Source organism: Paenibacillus woosongensis (genome assembly GCF_009725165.1).
Taxonomy (GTDB): domain Bacteria; phylum Bacillota; class Bacilli; order Paenibacillales; family Paenibacillaceae; genus Fontibacillus; species Fontibacillus woosongensis.
In genome coordinates this window covers 43,192-69,407 of the sequence record NZ_WNZW01000011.1, presented here as the reverse complement: position 1 = coordinate 69,407, position 26,216 = coordinate 43,192, and the positions used below count along the sequence as shown (strand labels likewise).

Below are 26,216 nucleotides of genomic sequence, written 5' to 3'. Positions count from 1 at the left end.
CTGACATCCTACATTTTATTTCAACGCTTCAACAATGGTGTTAACATTATGACGAACCATTGTAATATACGTGTCCGCACCCGAACCCGGTTCGCCCAGCGAATCAGAGTACAGCTCGCCGCCGATGATGACGGCATGCCCTTTCTCTTTCGCCCCGGCGATGACCGCTTCCATTGCCTTAGGGGGAACGCTCGATTCCACGAACACGGCTTTGATTTTATTCTCGACCAGATAATCCCGCAGATTGCTGACATCCTTGGAGCCGTATTCGGCTGCCGTGCTAATGCCCTGCAAACCCATAACCTTCATGCCATAGGCGTCCCCGAAATATCCGAAGGCATCATGTGCGGTAACCAGCACCCGTCCGGATTCCGGGATTTCGTTAATTTTGTCCTTGATCTCGGCGTCCAGGGCATTCAGCTCTTCGATGTACGCCTCGGCATTTTGCCGGTACAGCTCTGCATGATTCGGGTCGTAAGCGGCAAGCGTGTCCCGAACCGTCCCCGCTGCAGAAATCCACAGCTTGACGTCAAACCAAATATGCGGATCGAATTGCGTGCCATTGATATCCGCCCCGGATCGAAGCAGAGCCTGATCAATATCCTTCGAGACCGGAACCGTGTACTTGTGCCGTCCCAGCTTCTCCAAAATTTCCGTCATTTTCCCTTCGAGATGCAGCCCTCCGTAAAACACCATGTTCGCCTTATCCAGCTTCTGGATATCTCCTTGAGAAGCCTTGAATAAATGCGGGTCAACCCCCGGACGCATCAGTGCCGTGACTTGAACCTCCGTACCGCCAATTTGCTGAACGAGGTCAGCGATCATGCCCGTTGTCGCCACAACCTGAATAATCTTCTGTTCTTCTCCCCGCGTGGCATGAATCATCCCCCCCTCGACTTTGGAGCAGGCTGCCACTATGATCAATGCCAGTACGCTAAGCGTCATTTTCAAGCGCTGCAGCGGACCCTTCTTGACTTTTAACTGATCCATTCCATTCCCTCCCAAAATATCCCGGCAATTTATTATTTCGTGTTGTTGAGCGGGGAAACATATGTTTCCCATTACCTCAATTGTTTGCCCTATAAAATAAAGTTTCCCTAGTGCAAATTTTAAGGCATACCTATACAAAAAAGCAAGAGAAAAATTTTCTCTTGCTTCCACCCTCCGGCTTATACGCCTGATTTGGCGCGGGCTATCCCTCCCGGCCCTGCTTCTTAGGCGCGCCGTCCAGCCCGTATTCCCAATCATATGCTTCAAAAATTTTGCGGGCAATCGGCGCGGCGCTCGTCGACCCGAAGCCGCCCTCCGGGACGACGACGGCCACGGCCAGCTTCGGTTTCTCCCGGGGGGCAAAGGCGATGAACACCCCGTTATCGATCTTACGGCCCTTATAGTCCTGCTCCGAGGTTCCGGTCTTACGGGCAAAATCAAACGGGAAGCCGTTAAATGCTGACACATCCGTCTTCATCCCAGCGATGACCTTATCCCAGTGCTCCTTCTTAAAGTTCACTTCATTCAGTACTCTCGGCTCGAATACTTTAACCACATTGCCGTTTGAATCGGTAATTTTGCTGACCAGGTGCGGTTCCATCCGTTTGCCGCGGCTCGCCAAGGTAGCAGTATACTGAGCTAATTGCAGAGGAGTATATTTCGCCTGCTGGCCGAAAGAGGCATAGACCAGCCTTGCCAACACGCTCTCCCCCTCGTCCCGGTAATCCAGTATACCATAGAACTCTCTCGGCAAATCGATGCCGGTCGACACACCCAGGCCAAATTCTTTCATATATTCATCCCATACTTCGATTCCTTCGCTCCTGTACTTTCCGTAAAGCCTCTTGCCTACCATATCGACCATAAAAGCGTTCGAGGATTTGTATATCGCCTTGGACGGATCCATCGGGCCGTAGGCAGCACGACCGGAATTCCGGACACTGGAGGAATCGTTTTTTCCGAAATAAACGATCCCCTTATCAGTGTATTGAGCATTTGCCGAGAACAGGCCCTCATTCAACCCGATAAGGACCGACAACGGCTTGACCGTCGAACCTAAATATACCGTAGAGTCAAAAGTATGCCCAGAGCGTCCCGAGCTGATGGGAGTAATCGTCCCGTTCTGGTAATTATTCTCGATCCGCTTCCAATCCTCGGCAGATATACCGCCGCTCTGCCATACGTTTGCGTCATAGTCGGGCATGCTGGCCATCGCCACAATATTCCCGGTCTCCACTTCCATGGCTACCGCATATCCCGTTTTGGCATCCGGGTGCAGCTTGCCGGAGACCCGGTTGCTGTGCAGCCATTTCAACTGATCGGTTATGGCCTGCTGGGCAGCCAGCTGTACACTTTTGTTAATGGTCGTATGCAGATCGTACCCCTTCTCGGGTGCAGTCCATTCTGGAATCCCCTTGACCATGTTTCGTGAATTTACAGCAATTTGCTTGAAGCCATTTTTGCCGCGCAGCTCGTTTTGATAATACAGCTCCAGCCCATTGTATCCCACATGTTCGGTCTCCGTATACTGCAAAGCCGGATTGGAATCACCTGATGCTCTAATTTCCTTGTAGAAGTCCAAATTCGTCGACGCATTCGCGTACTTCCTCATGTATCCGACCGTTTGAACGGCCACTCGATCCCGGTCATAATAACGGACACTCTCTTCCAGCACTTCGATCCCTGGGAATTGATCCTTCCGCTCCAGAAAATAAGCGATTTCCCTTGAGGTAAGCCCCATCTTGATCCGCCGGGGCTCGAAGCCGCTAGCCTTCCGATATTCCAAATCCATAGCATCGATAATTTCGTCAAGCGTGAGCGCTCCTTCGTTTGCATCGCCATGCGCATCGAAGGCAGCCTTCAGCTTCTTCGCTAATTCTATGGCCTCAGGACGATTCTCTTTCCCACGCTCCGTGCTCTGGCTATAATCTTTCTGCAGCGTAATGTACAGAGATTGCACCGACATGGAATAAGCCAGCTTCTCCCCCCCGGCAGCGTAGATCGTCCCTCGAATCGGCGGAAGCGGAACATCTTTCAGCTTCAAATCTACTCCCTGCTCTGCCAATGATGGCCCCTCAACAAATTGCAGAATAGCCAGACGGACGATTATCACCGTAAAAATCAGGAATGTGCTAAAAAAGAAAAAATTCAGGCGAATATTAAAGTGCCGCTGCAGCCTGCTCTCCTGCTCCAGGACATCCTCCGAATAAAACCTCTTCATCGCATCGCTCTCAACTTTCATTAATATCTCATAATATGAAATAATTGTAACATGGCCGTTGAGAAAAGAGCCAGATATCTTTGCAGTGAACAATAAAATCCAAAGAAATAAAAAAACGGCTTCGCCTGGCTTATAGCCGGGAAGCCGCTCTATCTTTCTCACTGAGCTGCCATATCTTCATAGAATCACGGGTTAACAGAAGAATTCTGCTCCGTTTCCGTTTGTTTCGCTTTCTTTGGTACGCCGTCCAACCCATATTCCTGATCATAAGCATCAAAGATTTTCCGCGCGATCGGCGCGGCGCTCATTGAGCCGAACCCGCCCTCAGGGACAACAACCGCTACAGCGAGCTTAGGATTCTCCCGCGGTGCAAAGGCGATAAATACACCATTATCGATCATTTTGCCACGATAGCTCTGCTCTGACGTTCCCGTCTTTCGGGCAAAATCATAAGGGAAGCCGTTGAATGCGGAGACATCCGTCCTCATCCCGCTGATCACTTCGTTCCAGTGCTCCTGTTTGAAGTTCACTTCATTCAATACCTTAGGCTCGAAATTCTTGACGATAGTGCCGTCCGAATCAGTAATTTTGCTGACGAGATGCGGCTCCATCCGCTTGCCGCGGCTCGCCAGGGTTGCCGTGAATTGAGCCAGCTGCATGGCGGTATATTTTCCCTGCTGTCCAAAAGAAGCATAGACCAGTCTGGCCAGCGCCGTCTCGTTCTCATCCTTGTACTCGAGCTTGCCCAAATATTCGGAGGGCAAATCGATGCCGGTTGATACGCCAAGTCCGAAATCCTTCATGTACTTATCCCACACGTCGATTCCTTCAGCACCGTATTTGTTGTACAGCCTCTTCCCGATCATATCAACCATAAAGGTATTCGAGGATTTATAAATGGCTCTAGACGGGTCCATCGAGCCATAAGCATGGCTTCCGGAGTTTCTTACTCTGGAGGAGTCGTTACGCCCAAAATAGGCGATCCCTCTGTCATTGTAGGTTGTATTCGTTGTGAACAACCCTTCATTTAATCCAATCAGCACAGATAGCGGCTTAATTGTCGAGCCGAGCAGGATGGTTGATTCGAAGTTGTGACCCGAGCGGCCTGAACCGAACGGAGTAATCGTCCCGTTCTTGTAGCTATTCTCGATTTCCTTCCAAACCTCGCCGCTCACGCCGCCGCTCTTCCATACGTTCGAGTCGTAATCAGGCATGCTGGCCATCGCGATGATGTTGCCAGTCTCTACCTCCATAGCTACGGCATAACCTGTCTTTGCATTAGGGTGCAGCCTGCCGGATACCGGATTGCTGTGCAGCCACTTCAGCTGGTCGGTTATGGCCTGCTGGGCGGTCAACTGGACGGTCTTGTTGATCGTCGTATGCAAATCATAACCCTTCTGTGGAGCGGTCAGCTCCGGAATGCCCGTCGCCATGTTACGCGGGTCAATCGGAACGCTCTTGTACCCGTTCTTGCCGCGGAGCTCATGCTGGTACTGCATCTCCAATCCGTCGAAGCCTACAAATTCCTCCGCCGTATACTCCAGCCCGGGATCTTTGTTCTCGGCGGCCATCGTTTCCCGGACCGAATCGTACCAGGATACGTCCAGCGTAGAGCTGAACTTCCGCAGATAGCCGATCGTCTGGACGGCAACCCGGTCCTCGTCGTAGTGACGAATGCTCTCCTCTACGATATCGAGTCCCGGGAACTGATCCTTCCGCTCCAGGAAATAAGCGATCTCCTGGTCCGTCAGATCAATCTTGATCCGGCGGGGCGCAAAGCCGTTGGCTCGCCGATATTCCAAATCCATAGCATCGACGATGTCATCAATCGTCATCGGCGTTGCATTCGGATCACCGTATTTATCGAAAGCCGCCTTAAGCTTCTCGGCTAGGGCTATGGCTTCAGGACGGTTCTCCTTCCCCTTGGTCGTGCTCTTGCTGTAGTCCTTCTGCAGCGTAATATACAGGGATTGCACCGGCGTAGAATAAGCCAGCTTCTCGCCGCCGGCCGCATAGATCGTTCCCCGCGTCGGCGGCAGCGGAACATCCTTCACTCTAAGGCCTGTTCCCTGCTGGGCCAGCGTCGGCCCTTCCACAAACTGCAGAATAGCCAGCCGGACGATGATCACCGTAAAGATCGCAAACGCGCTGAAAAAAAACAAATTGAGGCGAATATTGAAATGACGCTGCAGCTCTATTTCCTGCTCGCGCGGATCATCTGAATACACTTTTTTCATGGCCGAAATCTCGCTTTCTTATGTTCGAACGTTGATACCTTTATTGTAGCATACCGGCTTACTGTCATTTCAAGTGCTGGCCGGTCCGGACTTCTCTCTTATATTACTTTATCCGCGATATGGGTATCGTTAAATGCGGGCGGATTGAACCAGTCCCCACTCCTTGCCCAGGTCGCGTCCAACGGAACCCATGCGTCCTTCTCGGACAGATATACCTCATTCCAGGCATGAGGACCATAGCCGCCGCGGCCGTCGTATCCAAGCCCCGTTACGACTTTGACCTGCAGCCCCAGCGAGCGGGCCATCACCGCATACAACCGGGAATAATCGATGCACACTCCCCGCTTGCTGTCATAGGTCATTTGCGGCGTCTGCTCGTTCCAAATGCCCTTCTCCTCATAATCCCGGACCTTATCGTAATCATAGGCTACTCTTGTCCCGATCCATTCATAGAGCAGGCGCGCCTTCTCCTCGTCGCTCCTTGCCCCTACCGTGATTGCGGCTGCAGTCTGTTCAATGTCACGGGGAATTTCTGCATCGATAACCTCGTAGCGCCGCTGCAGAATGCCCTCTAGCTCCTCCCCGACTCCCCGGGTAAATACCGGAAGCTTGTCCTTGATCAGTTCACCGGTAAGAGGCTCGATAACGGTCCGGGCTCCCTGCTGGTATACGGGAGAGGCCTCAACGTAACGGCTGAAGCTGCTGTTCGGAAACAAGGTCACCAGGATGAACAACACTGCGATAACCATCAGGCAGCGCGCAGCTCCTATGACCCCGCCGATTCCAGCTCCCGCTAGGCGGCTGAGCCACGATGCAGTTCCTTCACGGCCCGAAGCAATCCGTCCGAATAAGGAATCGCTCCCGAATGCAAAGGCGCAGACAAGCCCCATGATCGAACGAATTAGCCAGTAACTGAGTATGAATACAACGGCAAAGCGCATTAACGGAAAATCCTTTACCGCCGTAACTAACGTATAGTAAAGCTGCTCCCATTTCGACAGCTCCCGCAAAGGCGGGGCATAGCCGCTTAGCCACTGCTGCACCCTCGGAGCGATCCACATCGTAAACGGAACAGAGAACACCAAGCTGAGCAGTGACAGCAGCCCGCCGCTAAAAAGCGTAAAAAGCCGGCCTGCCGAGCGGGAAGCCCCCCGCAGCAGGCCTTGCAGTATTGAAATAGCCATAATGAGCATGAGCAAGGCGGAAATCATGTTGTATTCCCGCAACCCGTCTATCCAGATTTCCGTCATGTCCGCCCCCTGTCGTCATATTATTTTGCGTGTTTCTGTGCCTCTTGGACGAAGGCTTCAAGCGTATCGTTCATTTTCCATTCGCCTAGGGAGACACCGCGAAACGCGACCTTCACCTTGTCTTTTCCCAGCGTCCCGGTCACTTCCAGGTTTGGGGTAGTGATCGTAAAGGTTCCGTCGCCGTTCTGAACCCATTTTGCGTCCTTGGCTTCATTCTTCATCGCGTTCAGCACTTCATTTCTGCTGTATTCCACCGCCTGATCCTTTACCGTGCTAACGGCATCCCCGATATCCTTCAGCGAAATGCCGCTGTAAATAACTATAAAAGCGGCAATAACGAGAACCAGCGCCCACTTCACAACCGTCTTTACTAAATTTACGACGAGAAGCAACACGACCAGCGCAATGACAATCACGAGCCAATTTTGCTTCAGAAATTCAGTCCATACCTGTACATCCATCATTTCTACACCTCTACCGTCTCATTTTCTCTTAATTAAACGTATCAAAGCCGCACTTAGTTTCATCTCAAATTTGTAGGATTCCACAGTGTAAGTTATTATACATGATCGGCCTAAGCGATGTCAGCTAACCCTCGTTATATTTCCAAGTATTCCAGGATTACGGACAGACTGTGATTTAAAAGGGTATAAGTTCGTCCCCTGCAACGTACAAGTAGAGCATAAGGGAATTACTCAGGAGGCAAGGTATGATGAAAATGGCATTTTGGCTCTACTTTTTTTTGTTCCTCGCTTTCTTTGATTTGCATGCGCAATACCCGATTCTAACCCCCTTCGCCCTTTCCATAGGCGCTGCTCCCGTGTTCATCGGCTGGATGATGGGAATTTACGCGCTCACGCATCTGCCCGGCAACCTGATTGCCGGACAGGGGGTCGACAAACACGGGAGCAAAGGCTACATGATCTTCAGCCTGATCTCCGCCGGAATCATTCTGCTGCTGCAGGCTCAGGTTACTGAGCCGTGGCAGCTCCTTGTTCTCCGCTCGATCAGCGGTTTTGTGCTGGCGTTTTTGTCTCCAGCCTGTCTGGCTCTGCTCGCTTCGCTATCTAAAGATCCTGTCGGCCAAGGCAAGCTGATGGCCGGACATGGCGTAGTGCATACACTCGCCTCTGTTGTCTCCCCTGCAGCTGGCGCCTTTCTAGTCGCGCAAAGCGGCTACGCCATGACCTTCCAGTCACTGGGCTGGCTGCTGATCGTCACGGGGATCATCGCCATATTCATGGTTCATGAGCCCCGCCCTACAGGCATTCGAAGCACAGAGGCCGTTCTCAAGAACGAACACGGGCCCGCAGTGTTTCAGGTGATTCCCTTCAGGTATTTCTTATTGCCCTTCGCCGTTTCCTGTTCGCAGGGGATATTGTTCTTCGAGCTCCCGCTGCAGCTCGGAGGCACGGAAGGGATTATGCATACTGGCATCCATTTTTCGATCATCAGCCTGGGAGCCTTGGTTACACTGTCGATGCTGTTTCTTAGCCACTACTCCCCCTACTTGCGGACACATCTAGGAATATTGGGCCTCGCCCTGTCTTTCTTCTCCCTTGCGGCCCTGGATACCGTTCCGCTCGCTATGTCGCTATTCGCGCTCGGGATTGCCAAAGGCGTTGTATATCCTGCGATGTCATCCCTGTTCATTGATCTGAGCGGCGGAGAGAGGCTAGGAACGGTATTCTCCCTGCAATCGATCGCCATGTCGGTAGGTTCCTTCGTTGGTCCCATTGCCGCCGGGTCGATACACGGCTCGTTTTCTCCCTATTTTGCCGCCTTCCTGCTCTTGATGAGCGTCATTATCCTGGTGCCGCCAGCGCGCAAAAAGGGTCTAAGCCTTCCCCCGCTGCCCACGCCTACAAACCTCCGCTAATTTCGAATGGCAGCGGTGCTCGGCGGATCCGGTCCCGTGTTTCCCATGGCTTCTTTTCCAAGCTTTAGGCTGCTGCACAGTGCAATGGCGACGAATGCACATAGTATAACGTGTAGTCACCGACAGTTGGCGAAAGTGAGGTGAAATAAATGGGCAATATCGCTGCTTGCGGACCCGGACCGATTGCACCGGGCGGTTTCTGGACATCGACGGGCGTCATCCTTGTACTGTACATTTTACTGGTGATCATCCTGCGAGCTCCTCTGTTCTAAAACAATTGCGCTTCACTATCGCGGTCTGCCGTTGGCAGGCCGTTTGCTTTGGTTCGGTTTTGCATGATCTGTTGTTGCGGTATACACTAGAGGGGATCTGATACTATCCGCCATTCTTATCGATAACATCCAGCCAGAGGTGATCCTATTGTCGATCTACATCATTGTTGAAGGAAAGAACGACCGGAGCAAGCTGCGGCGCATACTCAGCGAGGAAATAACGATTCTGTGCACTTTCGGCACTTTGAACTCCTTGAAATTGGAGTCGCTTCGCAAGCAGATTAGAGATGACGAGGTATTCCTGTTTATGGATAATGATTCCTCCGGCAAGCGAATTCGCGGAATACTTCGCGATGCGTTTCCCGATGCCGGGCATATTTATACCAGAAGAGGCTACGCCGGGGTGGAAGGAACGCCGGAAGAATACCTGATCGCGCAATTAGAAAAAGCCGGGCTGGAGGATTACATCAACTATCCCCCGCCCGGCTTCGCATAAGTCCTTATTCCTTCGCCAATCTCGCCACGACACTCGCAATTTCCTCTGCGGTAGCATCAGGACGGAACATTTCGCGAATGTTCCCCTTGCGGTCGACAAGCCCTATTAGATCCATGTGGACAAAGTTGCCGTCCCTGTCCTGGTTCACTAGTATTTTAAATGAGTTCATCGCCAAATCGATAACCTGCTGCTGATCTCCCCGTAAAAAATACCAGCCGGAATAATCCGCCTTGAATTTATCGCCAAATTCCTTAAGCCGCTCCCTCGTATCCCTCTCCGGATCAAAGGTCACCGACACGATCGTCGCATCCTCGCCGAACAATCCCTTCTCCTTCAGTTCGTCCTGCACCTGGGAAAGCCTTAAGGTCGTAACCGGGCATACGTCCGGACAGTTGGAGAAGAAGAAATAGAACAGCCTTACCTTCCCGTTCGTATCCTCAAGCGCCACGTTGTTGCCGTCCACGTTCTCCAACGAGAACGGAGCAACGGTGCCGATTACCGGAAGCTTTGGTTTAGCGAAGGAGCTCCACAGCAAATATCCGGCCAGGATCACGCAGATTGCCAGCATGATCCATGTCCATTTATATTTTTTTAACAAGGTCATTACAGTGCCTCCATCATTTCCTTTGCTGTCAAACCGGTTAGATCCGGACGGTGTCTAGAATCATCACGATCAAGCTGATCGTCAAATAATTCACGGAGAAGATGAACACTTTCTTGGCCCAGGTATCATCATCCTGCGAACGAATGCCTTTAAGCGCCATATACAGCCAGATGACGGACAACGCCTCTCCGATAATCAGAAACCAGATCCCCGTATAACCGTAAACGTACATTAATACAGGTATTGGAAGCAGCAGAACAAGATATGGAATCATCTGCAGCTTTGTTCTTGGAATTCCTTTGACGACTGGAAGCAGCGGATAACCGGCTGCCCGGTATTCCTCGACCCGGCGGATGCCGAGCGCCCAGAAGTGCGGAGGCTGCCACAAGAACAGGAGCGCAAACAACAGCCAGGCTCCCAGATCCACCTTGCCCGTAACGGCCACATAGCCGATCACCGGCGGCATTGCTCCTGAAATTGCACCAATCGAGGTGCTCCAGGTCGACGTACGCTTCAGCCACAACGTGTACACGACGACGTAGACGAACATCCCTACAGCGCCGAACAATCCTGCGAGCAGGCCGGAGAAGCTGAACAGCACTGCTAAACCAAATATGCCGAGAATGATCGCATACCATAATACGATCCGCGGCGACAGTTTGCCGGTAGGCAAAGCCCGCTTCTTCGTCCGCTCCATCTTCATGTCGAAGTCACGGTCGAAATAATTGTTGAACACACAAGATGAAGCCATTACAAGAACGGCTCCCAGTATCGTCCAGATTAATTTCCCATATTGCAAATCCCATTGAGAGGCCAGCCAAAACCCGGCAAATACCGCAATGACGTTAGAGCGGATAATCCCCGGTTTCGTTAAGGCTATGAAATCTTTCCAAGTTGCCGTTTCTCCCGGAGGAGTTGGTCTCACGGACAACGCAGGGGAATCCGATGGAGCAGTATAGCCTAGTGGTTTTTCCATGCGTTATATCTTCCTCCTATGCTTATATATATAAGATCAATTAAATTTCTATTGAATATACCCTCTTGCTATAAACTTTATCATATCAAAACATCGAAGTCTCTGACAATCGTTACATAATGATCAAGTTATTATGACAATTCCGTGACGACAGCAAAGAAAACCCGGATTTTCATCCGGGTTCTCTTGTTTTCCGCCTAGCCCTTCACCTAGCTTGTTGCTTATTTAGTAATAAACCCCATCATGCGCTGAACGTCTGAAAGCGTCTGCTCCGCCATCTCCGATGCTCTCTCTGCTCCCTGCTTCAAAATATCGAAAATTTCTCCAGTCTCCCTGATCTCACGGTATCGCTGCTGCAGCGGTTCAATGAGGCCAACTACGACTTCAGCCAGATCCTTCTTGAAGGCGCCGTACATTTTGCCTTCATACAGGCGCTCGACTTCAGCCACCGGAATTTCAGCACACTGGCTGTAAATCGAAATGAGATTGCTTACCTCCGGCTTATTCTCCCGATCGAATCTCACTTCGCTTCCCGAGTCGGTCGTCGCCCGGCTAATCTTCTTGCGGATCTCGGCTGGCGAGTCCAAAAGAGAAATATAGCTCCCCGGATTCGGATTGCTCTTGCTCATCTTCTTCGAAGCGTCATCCAGTGACATAATTCGGGCTCCTACCTCCGGAATATACGGCTCCGGAATGGTAAAGTATTCTCCAAACCTGCTATTGAAGCGTCCCGCCAAATCGCGGGTCAGCTCCAAATGCTGCTTCTGGTCATCGCCTACCGGGACCAGGTCAGCATTGTACACGAGAATATCCGCTGCCATTAGAGAAGGATACACGAACAGCCCCGCGCCGACGGATTCCTTGCCCGCCGACTTATCCTTGAACTGAGTCATCCGCTCCAGTTCTCCCATGGCGGTCAGCGTAGTCAGGATCCACCCCAGCTGCGCGTGCTGCAGGACATGGGACTGCATGTACACATTTGCTTTAGCTGGATCAATACCGGCCGCAACGAACAAGGCCGCCACCTGCTCGGACTGCTCCCGCAAAGCAGCCGGATCCTGAGGCACCGTAATCGCATGGAGATCGACGACCATGAAGTTGCACAAATGCTCATGCTGCAGTTTTACGAAGTTTCTCAGTGCGCCAATGTAATTCCCAAGAGTTAATTTTCCGCTGGGCTGAATGCCGGAAAGAACTTTTTTCACCATAACTTCCTCCTCGATATTTGGTAAATTAGGCAGAAACACAAAAAGCCCCACGCCCGCAAGGGACGTGAGACCGTGGTGCCACCCTTATTCGTCAAGCCCCGTAAGCAGCTAACCGCTGACAAGCAGAGTCTTGACCTTGAAGCTCCGTAACGTGGAGCATAGCCGGCCGGCTTACTGGGACGGATCATTTGAACTGTCTTTTACGCTCGGCGCTCCAGGGTCCATTCAGCCTAAGCAGCCCCGCCGGTTCGCATCACCCACCGGCTTTCTGCGGAAGAAGTCCGCTTCGCTTACTTGTCCCTGTCATCGCGTTGACTATTGTTAAAATTATATGTCCAATGATACTCGCCGTACGGCTTGCGTGTCAACTTCCGTTTCTCGTCCCCAGGAAAAAGTGTTATGATAAGGCTAGTTATTTGAATTCGATTATTTGTGGGAAAAGGAGCATCGATATGAAAAAAGTGACCAAAGGGCAATGGAACGGTTACGATACTTATACGTTACATAGCCGTGAGCTTGATGTCACGCTGCTGCCCCGCCTTGGCAATAATGTCATCCGCATATGGGATCATGTCCAGCAACGCGATGTACTTCGCCGCCCAGACGAAAGTGAACTCGATTTCTATTTGCAAAAGCCGTATCATTTCGGAATTCCTCTATTGATTCCGCCCGGAAGAATCCGTAGGGGACAATTTACTTATGCCGGACAGGAATACCAATTTGACCGCAATACGGCCAATGACAACCATATTCACGGTCTTCACCGTACGCAAGCCTGGTGCGTCAGCGACATCGAAGAAGACGATGAGGGCTGTTCGATTACTACGGAATTCATCACTTCAGACGACCCGAATTGGGTTCGGCAGTTCCCAGTACCGCTTAAGCTGGAAATGACATTACGCCTGCAAGGGGCGAAGCTTATGCAAACGTTCCGGATTCACCACTTGGGAGATCGTCCGGCTCCTTTCGGGCTTGGCCTGCATACCTGGTTTTTATTGGATGGCCAGCCTGATAAGTGGACGATTACGCTGCCCGTCTCCGGGAAATATAAATTAGACGAGGAACTGATTGCAACTGGTGAAGTCGAGCCGCTCGGCGAGCTTGAGGAGCTCACCGGTGGGTTGAAGCTGCAGGGGATGGATTTCGATACGATGTTCAGGATCGGCGACAACCCTGTCCGTGCCACGCTTATGCATGACGATGGATATGGCTTGGTCTACTCAGCCGACCCCGCTTATTTCAAGCATTGGGTGCTGTATACGAAGGGAGCTGCCGATCAGTTTCTGTGCATCGAACCTTATACCTGGCTCCCGGATGCGCCTAACTCGGGATTGCCGAACGAAGATACAGGTCTCATCGAGCTTCAGCCCGGGCAAAGCCTGGATCTTAACCTGCAGTTAGAAATGGTTCAGCCCGAACCTAATTAAGTTTTATCTGCAGCTTTGAATGGGGTCTATGGAATCAAGCAAGCAATTCTCTGCGGAGAATTGCTTTTTTGTGCGTTGCAATAATTACCAGAGCTATAGCTAGAAACAAGACTGCATATTTTAGCTCACGAAATCCATACTAAATTCACAAAGGCAAAGGAGGTGACAAACATGGCAAACGGAAGCCGTTCCAACAACCTTGTCGTTCCTCAAGCGAACGCTGCTCTGCAACAGCTGAAATATGAAGCTGCACAAGAACTGGGCGTTCAAATTCCACAAGACGGTTACTACGGTAACTATACTTCCCGCGAGACCGGGTCTCTCGGAGGTTATATTACAAAACGTCTGGTTCAAATCGCTGAACAGCAATTGTCGGGTCGTTCTAACCAGTAATTAGCTTGTTCTATTCGCCGATAAAAAGGCAGGCGGTCTGCAATTTAGCAGGTCGCCTGCCTTTCCCATCGTTTCAAGCGTATGATTACACACGTTATCACAGGCATGTTATGAGATATCATGATATGTACTTGCCGGATCCTTTCTCGAATAGCGCTGTATCATCAAATTCGCCATGTTGTAATTGGACTCCAAAATAGCGTCCACAATAATCGTATCCTGCCGCAGCGCAAACTCATAGCTAATTTCCCCGTGCGTCCAGTAACGTTTGAACCTCAAGGCTTCAATGGCCATCGCTTTAAACGATTTCAACTGCTGATTTGTTAATCCTCTATCCTCCTCAGACAATTGTCCGTTACGACCTGCAATCGGATTATGGCGGATACCGAATTTCCCAATGGCATTATTGCGAATTTGAATAAAAACAGTTCCCGAGGTCATGCCGGATAATTCTTCTTCAAGCTCCTTAAACACCATGTCAACCTGCCTGGCAAGTGAAAGCTGGTCCGTCTTCAGCATATCCACCCTCCCTTCACATATGATTCCCCATCTAGGGCTTACGCCTCATTATATTCCAATATGACTAGCCAATCAACAATATAAAACAAAAATGGTTATTTATTACTATATCTATAGTTTTTTCAACAAATATAAATTAAATTGTTCGCCAAATTGCACACTTTTACGACAGCTTTCTTCCCTTTGTTTTCCAGGGTTTTCACGCTTATTCCTCGTTTGGCGGCAAAGTCAATTTTGCATTCCTACGCCTGATGTAAATTTCGGTTCAACAGGTAAGGCAGTGACATATTTTGCACTGAAAAATATGAACATGTAAAATCAGCTTGGCATAAACTAGTTCCTTATACCCATTCATTTGGTTATTTATTTCTGACGATTCCGACAAAGTTATGAAATTCAACAAAAAAGCGGGGCTTCTGTTCAAAAGCCCCGCCCCGCTGATTTTACTTATTCTGTCAGTTCCAAGAACGCCTTGACGTCAGCTACAGCCGGGGCCATAGCCTCTCTCCAGAAGTCCGGCTGTGTTAAATCGACTCCAAGATGCTTGCTAGCCAGCTCTTCGACAGTCATGCGTCCCGTATCCTGAAGCAAAGCATCATATTTCGCTGCAAAGCTCTGTCCCTCACGCTGCGCTCTCGCATACAGCCCGGTACTGAACATGTAACCGAACGTGTAAGGGAAGTTATAGAACGGCACATCGGTAATATAGAAATGCAGCTTGGACGCCCAGAAGTGAGGGTGGTAGGAGGCCAGCGCCCCGTGGTATGCTTCACGCTGCGCTTCCTCCATTAAGGCTGACAGCTCGCCGGCGCTAAGCTCTCCTTGCTTTCTCCTCTCATAGAAGCGCGTCTCGAACAAGAATCGTGCATGGATGTTCATGAAGAAGCTGACACTGCTGCTGATTTTGTCGGCGAGCAGGCTCAGCTTCTGTTTGTCGTCCGCCGCATTGTTCACAAGGGCATCCGCCACGATCATTTCCGCAAAGGTCGAAGCTGTTTCCGCTACGTTCATCGCATAATCTTGATTGAATTGCGGCAATTCATCCATCAGATACTGGTGATAAGCGTGACCCAATTCATGCGCCAGCGTAGAGACGTTGGATACCGTCCCCCCGAAGGTCATGAAGATGCGCGTCTGTCCGCTGACTGGAAGCGACGTACAGAACCCGCCTGGGCGCTTGCCTGGACGATCCTCGGCTTCAATCCAGCGCTTGTTGAACGCCCCGGCAGAGAAATCCGCCAGCTTCGGGCTGAAATTGCGGAACTGCTTCACAATCTCCTCGGCGGCCGCCTCATAGGAGATTTTGTCCGTTGACTCTCCGAGGGGCGCATCGACATCGCTCCAGGACAGCTGCTCTAATCCCATCAGCTTGGCCTTGCGGTTCAAATAAGCCACGAATACGGGCTTATTCTCTTCAATGACCTGCCACATCATGTCCAGCGTCGCTTTGGACATCCGGTTGATGTCCAGCGGCTCCTTCAGGATATCGTTCCAGCCTCGTTTTTCGTATAGCTTAATGCGGAAACCTGCCAGCCGATTGAGCGTATCAGCGCAATAGTCCGCGACTTCGCCCCAGGCCTCTTCCCAGTTTTTGAACGTCTCTTCCCGCACCTCGCGGCTGTTGTCCCCCAGTTTATTGGCCGCCTGGCCTACAGACAAGGACATCTGCCTGCCGTCTTCATCCTCGAAAGGAACCGCCACTTTCGACACGATAGTGTCGTAATGCTGTCCCCAGCCGTGATAACCGTCGATCGCCAAATCGGATGCCAGGCTCTCCAGCTCCGGAGCGAGCTTCTCACGAGCAGCGGCGCGCTTTTCGCTCAGCACGAACGAAATCGAGGCAACCTCCTCGCGAGACATCCACAGCTCCCATAGCTCGTCATCTGTGTTGCGCAGCACATTTTGAAACAAGGTCATCGCGTTCTCATAAGCGGCACGCAAGGTAGTTACTTTGCTGGAGAGCTGAACAGCCTTCTTATCATGCTGGTTCTCTGCCGTTAGGCAGGCCACGAAGCTGCTCGCTTCGCCGATTCTGCCTGCCGCGCTTTGCAGCCCGGCAATCAGACGATCCAGACCCGCTGCCTCTTCCAGGCTCCCTGGGGCGCCCAACTGCTGCAGTTCCTGGTGCATCGCCGCGATATCCTTCTGAAGTTGCTGCAGGAATGCCTCAAAGTCTGCCGATGAAGAGCCTCCCGCAAAAATAGAATCTAGCTCCCAGGTCTGTTGTACCGGATTTGTCAATTCTGCCATATTACGCATCCTTTCCTTATGCCAATGTTGATGCCACCGGCATTAAAAGTGTATGATATAGAAACCAGATCGACAGGAGGGGATCATTTGAAACCACTGCAAGTCTCACCGGAAACTGCCGTTAAACTAGCCGAAAAATTAAAGGTGCCTCTCGAGCACCTTATGCATATGCCGCAGCATATTTTAATGCAAAAAATCGCGGAGCTTGCCAAAGAGGAAACGAGCAAGCCTTCACCTTCGGACGATTCGGGTGCGTCCTCATGATACCTTTTGAAAGGGCTCTGCCTTACGACATCTTAATGGGCGATGTATATGCGCCAAAATGCCCTTTTTGTGGACAAGAGAACGTCCTTCTCCCCCTGAAACCTCGTGAAGTGCAAAACGTGCACGAAGGAAAGAAGAAGCTGCTCGTCTTTCCATGCTGCAAGAACAAGCTGACGCTGCTGGACAGCGACTCCGATTACTTGCTGACCGATACGGTCGTGCGCAGGTGAGCAGCAGCCTTCAAAGGGCAGAAGGGGCCGTTCCCTTTTCCCCGTGAACGGCCCCGTAGTTCGGTGCTATAAGCTTAAGATCAAAAAACACTTCAACGGGCTTACCCCGTAATCTCTTCCGTCAGCTCTTCCCCTTTGCTGAGCATTTCTTCCCGCAGCAGCGCCCATTGCTCGCGGCTGGCGCGAATCATTGAGGCATCGATGATTTTCTTATCGTTGATCACCTTCGAGAACCATTTGACAGCTTCATTATATGCCCCGATTCTGCGGTTTAATTCACCAATCAAATACATGAGGCGCGCATCGTTGCCGCTAATCCCTTCATTTTCGAATACCTTTATGTAAGAACTCAAGGCATGTTTCAAAAATCGCTGCTCCTGTTCATGATCCTCTCGATAACGGTACAGCCAGGCAATATGGTGAAGCAAGCTCGCAATAATCCGTTCCTTCTCGCCGATTGTCTGCGCGCAGAGCAGGGCGAGTTTGTAGGTCTCCAGGGCATGTTCCCAGGTCCTTGCTCCGCCGTAGCTCCGTTTTACGAGCCGGTTACTAATATTCTGCTCGAATTCTCGGCGCTGCCGTTCCGTCAGGCGGTCGTTCGAGTTCTCCGTCGAAGCGAAGCCGCAAGATGGACACACTCGCACCACATAATAATCGGGATTCTCATCACGGTAATAGCCGCAAAAGTCGGTATCCGTCCGAATCGACCGCTTCAGGCTGGGCCTGACTCGCGACGTCGAAAATTCATTCTCGCAATAAGCGCAGGTCACCTTGATTTTGTAAAGAGGTTCCAGTTCCACACGATTACTTCCTTTCATCGCCGTTGTAAGACGTTATATCATCACTCTCGTCTTTATCCTTAAGGCGTGTTTACGAAATGAAAAGCAGGTCCAGACAACCGTTTAATGACAAAATCCTTTAATTCCTCCTCAATTCCGACCTCTTCCAACGCTTCCGTCATGCATGCCAGCCAAGCCTCCGCCCTTTCGCGCGTGACCGGAAATGGAAGATGCCTCGCCCTCATCATCGGGTGGCCATAGGCGTCCGAGAACAGGGATGGGCCCCCAAAAAATTGCGACAGGAACATAAACTGTTTCTCCATCACGGGGTTAATATCCTCTGGGAACAAAGGCCCAAGTAGAGGATTCGCCTTCACTTTGGGATAAAAGGCCTCCACAATCTGACGGATGACCTTCTCGCCGCCCAGGTTATCATAAATGCTTAAACTTGGATTCACGGGATTCCTCTCCAACTTCCACATTGTATTTTGGTGCTCCTATTAATTATAGCAAAAAAAAATAAAAGCTCCTACCGGAGCCCTTACGTACCACTGGATTAACCTGTCTTCTATGTCAATAACTTCGCCAATCCTCTTCACTGGAATGGACGCGAGAAGCACGGATCACATACACAAAGGCGCATACAAGCACACCTGCTACAAAACTCATAGCCAACACTCCATCCATCAGAGATTTTTGTCCCGTGACGTGTACATCTGTGATTTTTATTCTAACACATCTCTTTCAAAAATACAGTATAAATTGTAATCGCTTTCTTGCTTTTTTTGTGCTGTTTGTCCTAATCTAATCATACACTTCCACTATGAACTTAGTGGAGGCGTTACTCATGAACCTGGCGCGAATTGCCATTTCGCTCATTATATTGACAATGACGTCGCTCGGCGTCCTGATGGTATACTATCCCGCCGTTTCCTGGGAAGCCGGGGTGACGGGGCTAGCTATTTGGTGGGAGGTTTTATTTCCTTCCCTGTTTCCCTTCTTCGTCATCTCAGAACTGATGCTTGGGTTCGGAATCGTCCATTTTATAGGAAAATTATTAGATCCCCTTATGAAGCCATTGTTTCGAATTCCCGGCAGCGGCGGTTTTGTGGCAGCCATGGGCTTTGCCTCCGGCTATCCGGTCAGCGCCAAGCTGGCGACCAAGCTTCGTGAACAGCGCCTCATTAGCCGCGTGCAAGGGGAGAGGCTCGTCGCCTTTACCACTTCCTCGGACCCGATTTTTCTCATCGGGGCTGTTTCGGTCGGCTTCTTTGGCAGCTCCCAGCTGGCCGGCATTTTGGCGCTTGCCCATTACGGAAGCGCCCTCCTTCTCGGCATCATGCTTAGGTTTTACGGTACCGGGGAAGAGCGCTTGCTTCAAGGAAACGCCATAGATATGATACCGGATCAAGGCTCCGCCCCGTCCGGCAGAATGTCCTCCTCCCCGGCAAAGTTCAGCCTGCGTTCCGCGCTTAAAGCGATGCACGAGGCCCGGTTAAATGACGGGCGCAGCCTGGGCGAGCTGCTGAAGCAGGCTGTCTCCTCCTCCCTGCAGCTGATGGCCGTGGTCGGCGGTCTCGTCGTTTTCTTCTCGGTCGTCCTGAAGCTGCTCACCGCTTCCGGTATCATGAGCCTGCTTTATGCAGGCATTCAATCCTTGCTAGTTATGGCCGGCCTGCCGGCCGATTTGGCCGAGCCCTTCGTGGGGGGAATGTTCGAGGTAACCCTCGGCGCCAAAGCAGCCGCGGCTCCGCCCGGTGTTCCGCTCATGTATAAAGCCGCAGCGGCGGCATTCATTTTATCCTGGGGAGGATTGTCCGTCCACGCTCAGGTGGCCAGTATTCTGAACGGAGCGGATTTGCGTTATCTCCCCTTTTTAGCCGCTCGCCTGATCCACGGCATCCTGGCGGCATCCTTATTGCTGCTACTCTGGACTCCAATGATGGGCTCCGGCTCGGCAGCCATGCTGCTGATCTCGCCGGAAGAAGAAATGTCGGCGGGATGGAGCAGCGTTCCTGACGCGTTTGTCATTTTTCTAAAATTGATAGCGGTTCTTCTTATTTTATCTCTGCTCGCCCGAATCATTCATCGGATACTTGCCCGAACTGAAGGGAGAACAAGGAAATGAACGTTGTGTTCTGCTCCAGAATTGATTATGATCTTTACGAATGGTAGTTTTTTTCATGCGATACCAGGAAGCACTTGCTTCGAAGTTATTCTTTCTGATATCTATTACAAAGGAGCCTGTCATCTTGAGATATTACGTTCTTGACCGTGGCGATCAATTGTCGGTTGAATTGAGCGAAAAATTCCACCAATTGGCCGCAAAACAAGGTCTTCAGTTGGATGCAGAGTCACCGGACATCGTCGTTTCCATTGGAGGAGACGGGACGATGCTCCACGCTTTCCATACGTTCATTGACCGTATACCGTCGATCTCGTTTGTGGGGGTACATACCGGGCACCTCGGTTTTTTCGCTGATTGGCAAGCCAATGAAATTCCGGAGCTCGTCGATATGATTACCCGGCACAAAGATGAATCCCTGCTCAAGCCCCGGATTGTGCATTATCCGCTTATTGAGCTGGAGATTCAGAAGAAATCAGGGACCTCCTCGTATATTTGCCTGAACGAATTCACCTTGAAGGGCGTGGACGGCACGATTGTCGCCCAAGTTGATATTAATGATCAAATGTTCGAAATGTTCCGGGGAGACGGGTTTTGCATCTCTACGCCTTCCGGCAGTACGGCTTATAATAAGAGCCTGGGCGGAGCCATCATCCATCCCTCGATCAAAGCCCTGCAAATTTCCGAAATCGCCTCGATTAATAACCGGGTTTTCCGGACGATCGGGTCTTCCCTGGTGCTGCCAAAGCATCATCATTGCGACATTTATTCGCGGAAGGAACAGAATTTGCTGCTTACTCTGGATCATATTAATTACCCGATTAGCGACCTTATCTCCGTTCGCTGCCAAGTCGCTAAGCAGAGCGTCAGTTTCGTACGCTATCGTCCTTTTCCCTTCTGGAACCGCGTCCGCAACGCCTTCCTCGGATAAAGTACTGCCTATAGCACCTTGTAAACGGATGTTGCAGAAACATCCGTTTTCCTATATAAATTTCTTTTTTTTACCTGTATGATAGAGTTATATTTCAGTTAATACATAGCAAAGGACGTTTTTATGATTATGTTGAAATCATGGTACAAGTCAGCTGTAATCTCCCTCCTTCTCCTGGCGCTTTGCCTGCCTACGGCGGTATATGCAGACAACAGCGCGATTGAGGCGGCTGAGGCCAGTGACCTCGAGGTGCTGCAAGAGGTTCTACAATTATTAAATGACAACAACCTTGAGGGGGTTCAAAGGGAAGAATTCATCGAAAACGCTATACGGGGCATGGTCTACACTTTGGAAGACCCTTATTCGGATTATTACACGGAGGAAGAACTCCTGGAGTTTGAGAATGATCTTAATCAGGAATACGTCGGCATCGGGGTATTGCTCCGGTATGTCCAAGGCAATCTCTACGTCACCGAGGTGCTTGACGGCTCTCCGGCGAAAGCAGCAGGTGTGCGCAAAGGGGATGTCATTACCAGCGTAGACGGGTATCCCGTGACCAGCGTGGATGATATTTACCTCATTCAAGGCGAAGAGAATACAAAGGCCAGCATCACGATTAACCGGAGCGGCAGCAAGCTCTCCTTTCAGATTGCAAGATCCCACTTCGCTTTGCCGGCCGTTTCCAGCCGCATGATATCGGCGGGAGATATCGGGTACATCGCCATATCTTCGTTCTCTGACCAAGCGGATGAAGAGTTCGCTGTGCATTTGAGCAAGCTGCGCAAGTTAGGCATGAAATCTCTTGTTCTGGACCTCAGGGATAATTTAGGAGGATACGTGGAGTCGGCGCAAAATATCGCCAAGCATTTTATCAAAGACGGCGTGCTTATGTATATCGAGAGCCAAAACGGCATCCTGGAGGCCATTAAAATTTCAGACGGCAGTTCCCTTAACATGCCGGTCGTTATTTTAACCAACGAGTGGACGGCCAGCGCCTCGGAGATTTTGACCGCAGCGCTGCGGGATAATGGCATCGCCAAGGTCGTAGGGACCCAGACTTACGGCAAAGCGCGGATCCAAAACATTTACTCATTGTCAAACGGCGGCTCACTGAAAATGACAATTATGAAATACTTAACGCCAAAACGCGAGGATTTCAACTATATCGGCCTTGAGCCGGACGTAGAGGTGAATCTTAATCAGACCGCCCAGCTCATTACAGCGATGCATCAAATCGGTCTTACTAACATGGAAGTCAGCGGAAATCCCTGGGAGCTGAGCATTAACAACATATCCTTCAGCGGCTATCTCGACGTGGTACAGGACGGCAGCAAAGTCTATGCATCCTCCCGCGTACTCGCTGCACTTGTTCAAGGCCAGGCATCCTGGACCGCAAATCCCGGCGTGCTGACGATCACCGAGGATTCGGGGAAAAAACAGCAGTTCAAACGGGATGCAGGCAGCGTCAAAATTCTTAACGATGAAACCTTTATCGAACTTGGCATGTTCAAGAAAAGTTATCCTAATGTCGATTGGAGCTACCAGCAGGGACTATTGAAGCTGAAGGTAAAAATGAAGTAGCAGCCCTCGGCATATCATGCAATTTATCCAGTTATTAAGATGATCCCTGCTACGCGATATCGGCAGTAAAAAAGACGTCCTTTCGAATTTATCGAAGGACGTCTTTCATCGTCGGGTTGTAAATAATTAATACAGCTGCTCTGCAGGAGCCTGTCCTACACTTGCTCAGAGACATTCTCTGGACTCGGGGAAGCGGATGCCTTGGAGCTCCCTTTCTGCTCTCTTGGCTCTTTGTGTTCCTTATGCTCCTTATTGTCCCTTGCGTCCTTTGTCTTCTGAAGTACAAAATATGCGCAGCCGAAATTGCAGTACTCATTGATGTAATCCGTGATTCCCGAAAAAGCGGTATCCCGGTTCGCCTTGGGATGGTTATCGCGTAAAAAGCCTTTGAGCCTCAGCTTCTCGTAACCCCAGTCCCCAAGAATGTAATCGTACCGATCCAGTACTTCGCTGTACCTCTGCTTGAAGGCTTCGGCATCCCAAGCATTCTTGTAATTCTGAATCAGTTCGTATGTTCTGCCACCGATTTGGATCATTCGGTATCCCCCTCTTGCCTTGCCCTCAAATTTCTGCCGGAACGACTTCCTGACGGCTCTTCGCCGACTTAACCTGCTCGTGGGCATGATAAGAGCTGCGTACAAGCGGGCCGGACTCCACATGACTGAAGCCGCGCTTCATGCCCTCTTCCTTCAGCTCGGCAAATTGTTCCGGCCGGTAGTATTTCTCCACATTCAAATGCTGCGGCGAAGGCTGCAAATACTGACCGATCGTCAAAATATCGCAGTCCACGGCCCGCAAATCGTCCATCGCCTGCAAAATCTCGGACCATTCCTCGCCTACCCCCAGCATAATGCTGGACTTCGTAGGTATATCCGGCTGCATCGACTTGGCACGCCGGAGCAGTTCCAGGGAACGGCGGTATTTAGCCTTAGCGCGTACACGGTCCGAAAGACGTTCGACCGTCTCAATGTTATGGTTCAAAATATCCGGCTTCGCGTCCATGACGATACGCAGCGAATCCTCATCGCCTAAAAAGTCGGGAATAAGCACCTCTACACTGCAGAACGGCATGCGCTTCCGTACAGCGCGGACTGTTTCCGCAAAGATAGCTGCCCCTCCGTCCTTCAAGTCATCCCTTGCGACGCTGGTAACTACGCAGTGGCGCAGCCCCATCTTCTCCGCAGCCTCGGCAACGCGCTCGGGCTCCTGCAAATCCAGCTCCGTAGGCAGCCCGGTATTGACTGCGCAGAAGCGGCAGGCTCTCGTGCAAATATCGCCAAGAATCATGAATGTAGCCGTACGGTTGGCCCAGCATTCATATATATTTGGACAACGCGCTTCTTCGCATACCGTGTGCAGCGTCTTGGAACGCATCATCTCTTTGATTTCCTGATAATTATCGCCGGTCGTCAGTTTGATTCGAATCCAATCCGGTTTCGGTTCTTTAGCTAGTTTGGACAAGAATAGAGACCTTCCTTCTCTTGGAATAGGCTATAGCGCCATTATTATACCATGAATCCTTTGGAAAAACCTCATTGACAAATGGAATAAAAAAACATCTTTTATCCCAACCTAAAAAAACGCTGTTTTCTCTATGGGGAATCGGCGACGGATTTTTAAAGGAGGAGATCTCATCTTGAGGTCGAGTTTACTCTTCGTCAGCAGAATTATTCCTTGCCTCGTTGGGGTGACAGTACTGACGTCATTATGGAACATTCCCGGTTTTGGCGCATCAGCGGCAGAAGCCCCCGGCAAGCCGGGCTCGTCTCTCCCCAAAAACGATTATGAGCTTAGACGGAGCTTGTACGAAGAAATTGGTTTGCTGACGCAGATTCCTTGGCACTGGCTGGCCGCGATCGATCAGTACGAGCGGTCGATTACTCCGCGCAGCCAGCAGGCGGAGATGAACCATAGAATGATCCGAATCCGCTTTAAGGAAGCCGTGTGGGCGGGTCCCTTAAATCCCAATCCCAATGATATCAATCCCGCAACGATCGCCCTGTTCGGCGGCATCGGCAAAGATGCTTCGTCAGACGCAAAAGCCGATCCCAAAAACGACCGGGATGCTCTATATACAATGGCGGCATATTTGCTTCACTTCGGTTATAGCGACGACGATATCCGCATCGCCCTCTGGCGCTATTACCAGAACGATTCGTCCGTCGAGCGGATTCGCCAGTTTGCTAAAATATACAAAACCTTTAACCGCATCGACCTTTCCGATAACGCTTTTCCGCTTCCCGTAACCAGCACCTATACATACCGGGACACGTGGGGAGACCGGCGCGGCTGGGGCGGACTGCGCACGCACGAAGGGACGGATCTGTTCGCCTCCTATGGCGTGCCCGTTCGCAGCGTTTGTTACGGCATCGTCGAAACCAAAGGCTGGAATCCTTACGGAGGCTGGAGAATTGGAATTCGCGACTTGAACAATCGCTACCATTACTACGCACATTTACAAGGCTTCGATAAGAAAATCAATATCGGCGACACGGTCAGCCCTGGCCAGATGCTTGGCTGGGTAGGCAGCAGCGGCTACGGCCCTCCGGGTACACAGGGAAGATTCCCGCCCCATCTTCACTATGGCATCTATAAAGATACAGGAACGAGGGAATGGGCGTTCAACCCCTTTCCCCTGCTCAAGCAATGGGAACAATCTGAAAGAGTGAAGAAGTAAAACAACAAGGGGGCCTCTTGACGGGTCACCCTTATTTTCCTAATATTTTATTTCTATCACTCATGCCCGGGTTCCGTGCCTGAACTTGCTCCTGGCTGCTCGGGGATCGAAGGCAAAGCGATATTCGGCGCGTTCACGCCATTCTCGCCGACAGGATTGCCTTTGCTGTCATAGTAATACATCGGAACATCACCGACTACCAGCATGTAGGATACCGGGATCTCTGTCTCCACGGCCTGAGCTCCCATATCGAATGGAACGACGACCGCCAGCTCCGTCCGCACCCGCAGGAATACCTCCACGAGAATCATATTGATTCCCGCCTCCTGGCGGCGCGTGTTCAGATCGACCTTTACGTCGCCCTTCGGCTCAATGCGGATGGGGATGTTGGGGCCGAAGGAGGCCAGAATGGGACTTCCCAGCGCCTGTCCTAATGGGATATGCTCCGATAGCCTAGACACATCATCAATCGTAGCCCGAACCGTCTGAATCGTATCAGACGTTATCTGCATATGCGCGGAGTAATTCAGCATGAAACCGGTGATTTTGCCGGAGGAATCGGTCTTCCAATCGATCAGGTTATCGATTTGCTCCCGGTTGGCCACTTGGGCCGTAATCGCCTCATTGATCGATTCAGTGGCAATTTGTTTCACCCGGATCTGAGCCAGGTGCTTGATGGGACCGATCATATTACGCTCCACATATTGGCCAAACAGCACGAAGGCCGTAACCAAAAAGACGAAAACAATAAACCAGATATTTCTCCTGCTGAGCTTTCCTCTTCTTCTTCGGCTGTGCCATCCCCTTCTGATCCGCATTCTCTATCCCCCCAGGCAGCGCTCAATTGCTTCACCACCCAGTTTATGCAGGACTATCGTGAAAAAGAAGGACTAACTCCCGGTTTGTA

26 protein-coding genes are annotated in these 26,216 nt (G+C 51.0%); 11 read left to right on the top strand and 15 right to left on the bottom strand.

Going from position 1 to position 26,216, the window contains the following annotated elements; genetic code table 11:
* Positions 1-15 precede the first annotated feature (15 nt).
* The 5 genes from GNP95_RS20325 to GNP95_RS20305 all read right to left on the bottom strand — a co-directional run bounded on the left by GNP95_RS20325 (position 16) and on the right by GNP95_RS20305 (position 7,159).
* Positions 16-990 carry a metal ABC transporter solute-binding protein, Zn/Mn family gene (locus GNP95_RS20325; protein ID WP_155612660.1) on the bottom strand — a complete coding sequence of 325 codons (975 nt, stop codon included), beginning with the start codon at positions 988-990 and terminating at the stop codon, positions 16-18.
* A 202-nt stretch (positions 991-1,192) separates the two neighbouring features.
* Positions 1,193-3,211, bottom strand: coding sequence for a peptidoglycan D,D-transpeptidase FtsI family protein (locus GNP95_RS20320; RefSeq protein WP_155612739.1), 2,019 nt, complete (start codon positions 3,209-3,211; stop codon positions 1,193-1,195).
* A 185-nt stretch (positions 3,212-3,396) separates the two neighbouring features.
* Positions 3,397-5,448: a peptidoglycan D,D-transpeptidase FtsI family protein gene (locus GNP95_RS20315; protein ID WP_155612659.1), complete on the bottom strand. Its 2,052-nt coding sequence runs from the start codon at positions 5,446-5,448 to the stop codon at positions 3,397-3,399.
* Positions 5,449-5,546: 98 nt separating this feature from the next.
* Positions 5,547-6,698, bottom strand: coding sequence for a transglutaminase domain-containing protein (locus GNP95_RS20310; RefSeq protein WP_155612658.1), 1,152 nt, complete (start codon positions 6,696-6,698; stop codon positions 5,547-5,549).
* 20 nt (positions 6,699-6,718) lie between these two features.
* Positions 6,719-7,159 (bottom strand): hypothetical protein, encoded by a 441-nt coding sequence (locus GNP95_RS20305; protein WP_155612657.1) that lies wholly within the window; start codon positions 7,157-7,159, stop codon positions 6,719-6,721.
* A gap of 251 nt (positions 7,160-7,410) precedes the next feature.
* Here GNP95_RS20305 and GNP95_RS20300 point away from each other — a divergent pair, with 251 nt between their 5' ends.
* From GNP95_RS20300 to GNP95_RS20290, 3 genes are all read left to right on the top strand, one after another.
* Positions 7,411-8,577: an MFS transporter gene (locus tag GNP95_RS20300; RefSeq protein WP_155612656.1), complete on the top strand. Its 1,167-nt coding sequence runs from the start codon at positions 7,411-7,413 to the stop codon at positions 8,575-8,577.
* A gap of 149 nt (positions 8,578-8,726) precedes the next feature.
* Positions 8,727-8,849 (top strand): sporulation protein YjcZ, encoded by a 123-nt coding sequence (locus tag GNP95_RS20295; protein WP_155612655.1) that lies wholly within the window; start codon positions 8,727-8,729, stop codon positions 8,847-8,849.
* Positions 8,850-8,997: 148 nt separating this feature from the next.
* Positions 8,998-9,345: a toprim domain-containing protein gene (locus GNP95_RS20290; RefSeq protein WP_155612654.1), complete on the top strand. Its 348-nt coding sequence runs from the start codon at positions 8,998-9,000 to the stop codon at positions 9,343-9,345.
* Positions 9,346-9,349: 4 nt separating this feature from the next.
* Here the strand turns inward: GNP95_RS20290 and GNP95_RS20285 are convergent, their stop codons facing one another.
* From GNP95_RS20285 to trpS, 3 genes are all read right to left on the bottom strand, one after another.
* Positions 9,350-9,949: an SCO family protein gene (locus tag GNP95_RS20285; protein WP_155612653.1), complete on the bottom strand. Its 600-nt coding sequence runs from the start codon at positions 9,947-9,949 to the stop codon at positions 9,350-9,352.
* Between the two features lie 37 nt (positions 9,950-9,986).
* Complete coding sequence (cyoE, locus tag GNP95_RS20280) at positions 9,987-10,925, bottom strand: heme o synthase (RefSeq protein ID WP_155612652.1); 939 nt, start codon at positions 10,923-10,925, stop codon at positions 9,987-9,989.
* 221 nt (positions 10,926-11,146) lie between these two features.
* Positions 11,147-12,130: a tryptophan--tRNA ligase gene (gene trpS, locus GNP95_RS20275; protein ID WP_330163538.1), complete on the bottom strand. Its 984-nt coding sequence runs from the start codon at positions 12,128-12,130 to the stop codon at positions 11,147-11,149.
* Positions 12,131-12,585: 455 nt separating this feature from the next.
* Here trpS and GNP95_RS20270 point away from each other — a divergent pair, with 455 nt between their 5' ends.
* Positions 12,586-13,560 (top strand): aldose 1-epimerase, encoded by a 975-nt coding sequence (locus GNP95_RS20270; RefSeq protein WP_155612650.1) that lies wholly within the window; start codon positions 12,586-12,588, stop codon positions 13,558-13,560.
* Positions 13,561-13,731: 171 nt separating this feature from the next.
* Positions 13,732-13,953 (top strand): alpha/beta-type small acid-soluble spore protein, encoded by a 222-nt coding sequence (locus tag GNP95_RS20265; protein WP_019635874.1) that lies wholly within the window; start codon positions 13,732-13,734, stop codon positions 13,951-13,953.
* A 108-nt stretch (positions 13,954-14,061) separates the two neighbouring features.
* On the opposite strand, the gene GNP95_RS20260 is transcribed toward GNP95_RS20265, so the two are convergent.
* Positions 14,062-14,472, bottom strand: coding sequence for an O-methyltransferase (locus GNP95_RS20260; RefSeq protein ID WP_155612649.1), 411 nt, complete (start codon positions 14,470-14,472; stop codon positions 14,062-14,064).
* Positions 14,473-14,919: 447 nt separating this feature from the next.
* Positions 14,920-16,722, bottom strand: a complete 1,803-nt coding sequence (locus GNP95_RS20255) for a M3 family oligoendopeptidase (RefSeq protein WP_155612648.1) — start codon at positions 16,720-16,722, stop codon at positions 14,920-14,922.
* Between the two features lie 87 nt (positions 16,723-16,809).
* On the opposite strand from GNP95_RS20255, the gene GNP95_RS20250 reads away from it, so the two are divergent.
* Both GNP95_RS20250 and GNP95_RS20245 read left to right on the top strand, forming a co-directional pair.
* Complete coding sequence (locus tag GNP95_RS20250) at positions 16,810-16,986, top strand: YycC family protein (protein WP_155612647.1); 177 nt, start codon at positions 16,810-16,812, stop codon at positions 16,984-16,986.
* Entirely contained in the window at positions 16,983-17,216 is a 234-nt protein-coding gene (locus GNP95_RS20245) for a hypothetical protein (RefSeq protein ID WP_155612646.1), read from the top strand. The genes GNP95_RS20250 and GNP95_RS20245 overlap by 4 nt, the downstream gene beginning before the upstream one ends.
* Positions 17,217-17,317: 101 nt before the next feature.
* Here GNP95_RS20245 and GNP95_RS20240 read toward each other — a convergent pair whose 3' ends face one another.
* Complete coding sequence (locus tag GNP95_RS20240) at positions 17,318-18,016, bottom strand: DUF2225 domain-containing protein (RefSeq protein ID WP_330163537.1); 699 nt, start codon at positions 18,014-18,016, stop codon at positions 17,318-17,320.
* A 59-nt stretch (positions 18,017-18,075) separates the two neighbouring features.
* Positions 18,076-18,453 (bottom strand): globin domain-containing protein, encoded by a 378-nt coding sequence (locus GNP95_RS20235; RefSeq protein WP_330163533.1) that lies wholly within the window; start codon positions 18,451-18,453, stop codon positions 18,076-18,078.
* Positions 18,454-18,842: 389 nt separating this feature from the next.
* On the opposite strand from GNP95_RS20235, the gene ylbJ reads away from it, so the two are divergent.
* The 3 genes from ylbJ (at position 18,843) to GNP95_RS20220 (ending at position 22,632) form a co-directional block, all read left to right on the top strand.
* The gene (gene ylbJ, locus GNP95_RS20230) at positions 18,843-20,123 is read left to right on the top strand and encodes a sporulation integral membrane protein YlbJ (RefSeq protein WP_155612643.1); all 1,281 of its coding nucleotides are present in this window, start codon (positions 18,843-18,845) and stop codon (positions 20,121-20,123) included.
* 124 nt (positions 20,124-20,247) lie between these two features.
* Positions 20,248-21,051: an NAD kinase gene (locus GNP95_RS20225; RefSeq protein ID WP_155612642.1), complete on the top strand. Its 804-nt coding sequence runs from the start codon at positions 20,248-20,250 to the stop codon at positions 21,049-21,051.
* 129 nt (positions 21,052-21,180) lie between these two features.
* Positions 21,181-22,632 (top strand): S41 family peptidase, encoded by a 1,452-nt coding sequence (locus GNP95_RS20220; protein ID WP_155612641.1) that lies wholly within the window; start codon positions 21,181-21,183, stop codon positions 22,630-22,632.
* Positions 22,633-22,787: 155 nt separating this feature from the next.
* On the opposite strand, the gene GNP95_RS20215 is transcribed toward GNP95_RS20220, so the two are convergent.
* Complete coding sequence (locus tag GNP95_RS20215; protein ID WP_330163532.1) at positions 22,788-23,168, bottom strand: YutD family protein; 381 nt, start codon at positions 23,166-23,168, stop codon at positions 22,788-22,790.
* A 25-nt stretch (positions 23,169-23,193) separates the two neighbouring features.
* A complete protein-coding gene (gene lipA, locus GNP95_RS20210; RefSeq protein WP_155612640.1) occupies positions 23,194-24,093 on the bottom strand; it encodes a lipoyl synthase in 900 nt (299 codons plus the stop codon).
* Positions 24,094-24,268: 175 nt separating this feature from the next.
* Here lipA and GNP95_RS20205 point away from each other — a divergent pair, with 175 nt between their 5' ends.
* Positions 24,269-25,309: a M23 family metallopeptidase gene (locus GNP95_RS20205; protein ID WP_155612639.1), complete on the top strand. Its 1,041-nt coding sequence runs from the start codon at positions 24,269-24,271 to the stop codon at positions 25,307-25,309.
* Between the two features lie 56 nt (positions 25,310-25,365).
* Here GNP95_RS20205 and yunB read toward each other — a convergent pair whose 3' ends face one another.
* A complete protein-coding gene (gene yunB / locus GNP95_RS20200; RefSeq protein WP_155612638.1) occupies positions 25,366-26,127 on the bottom strand; it encodes a sporulation protein YunB in 762 nt (253 codons plus the stop codon).
* Positions 26,128-26,216 lie beyond the last annotated feature (89 nt).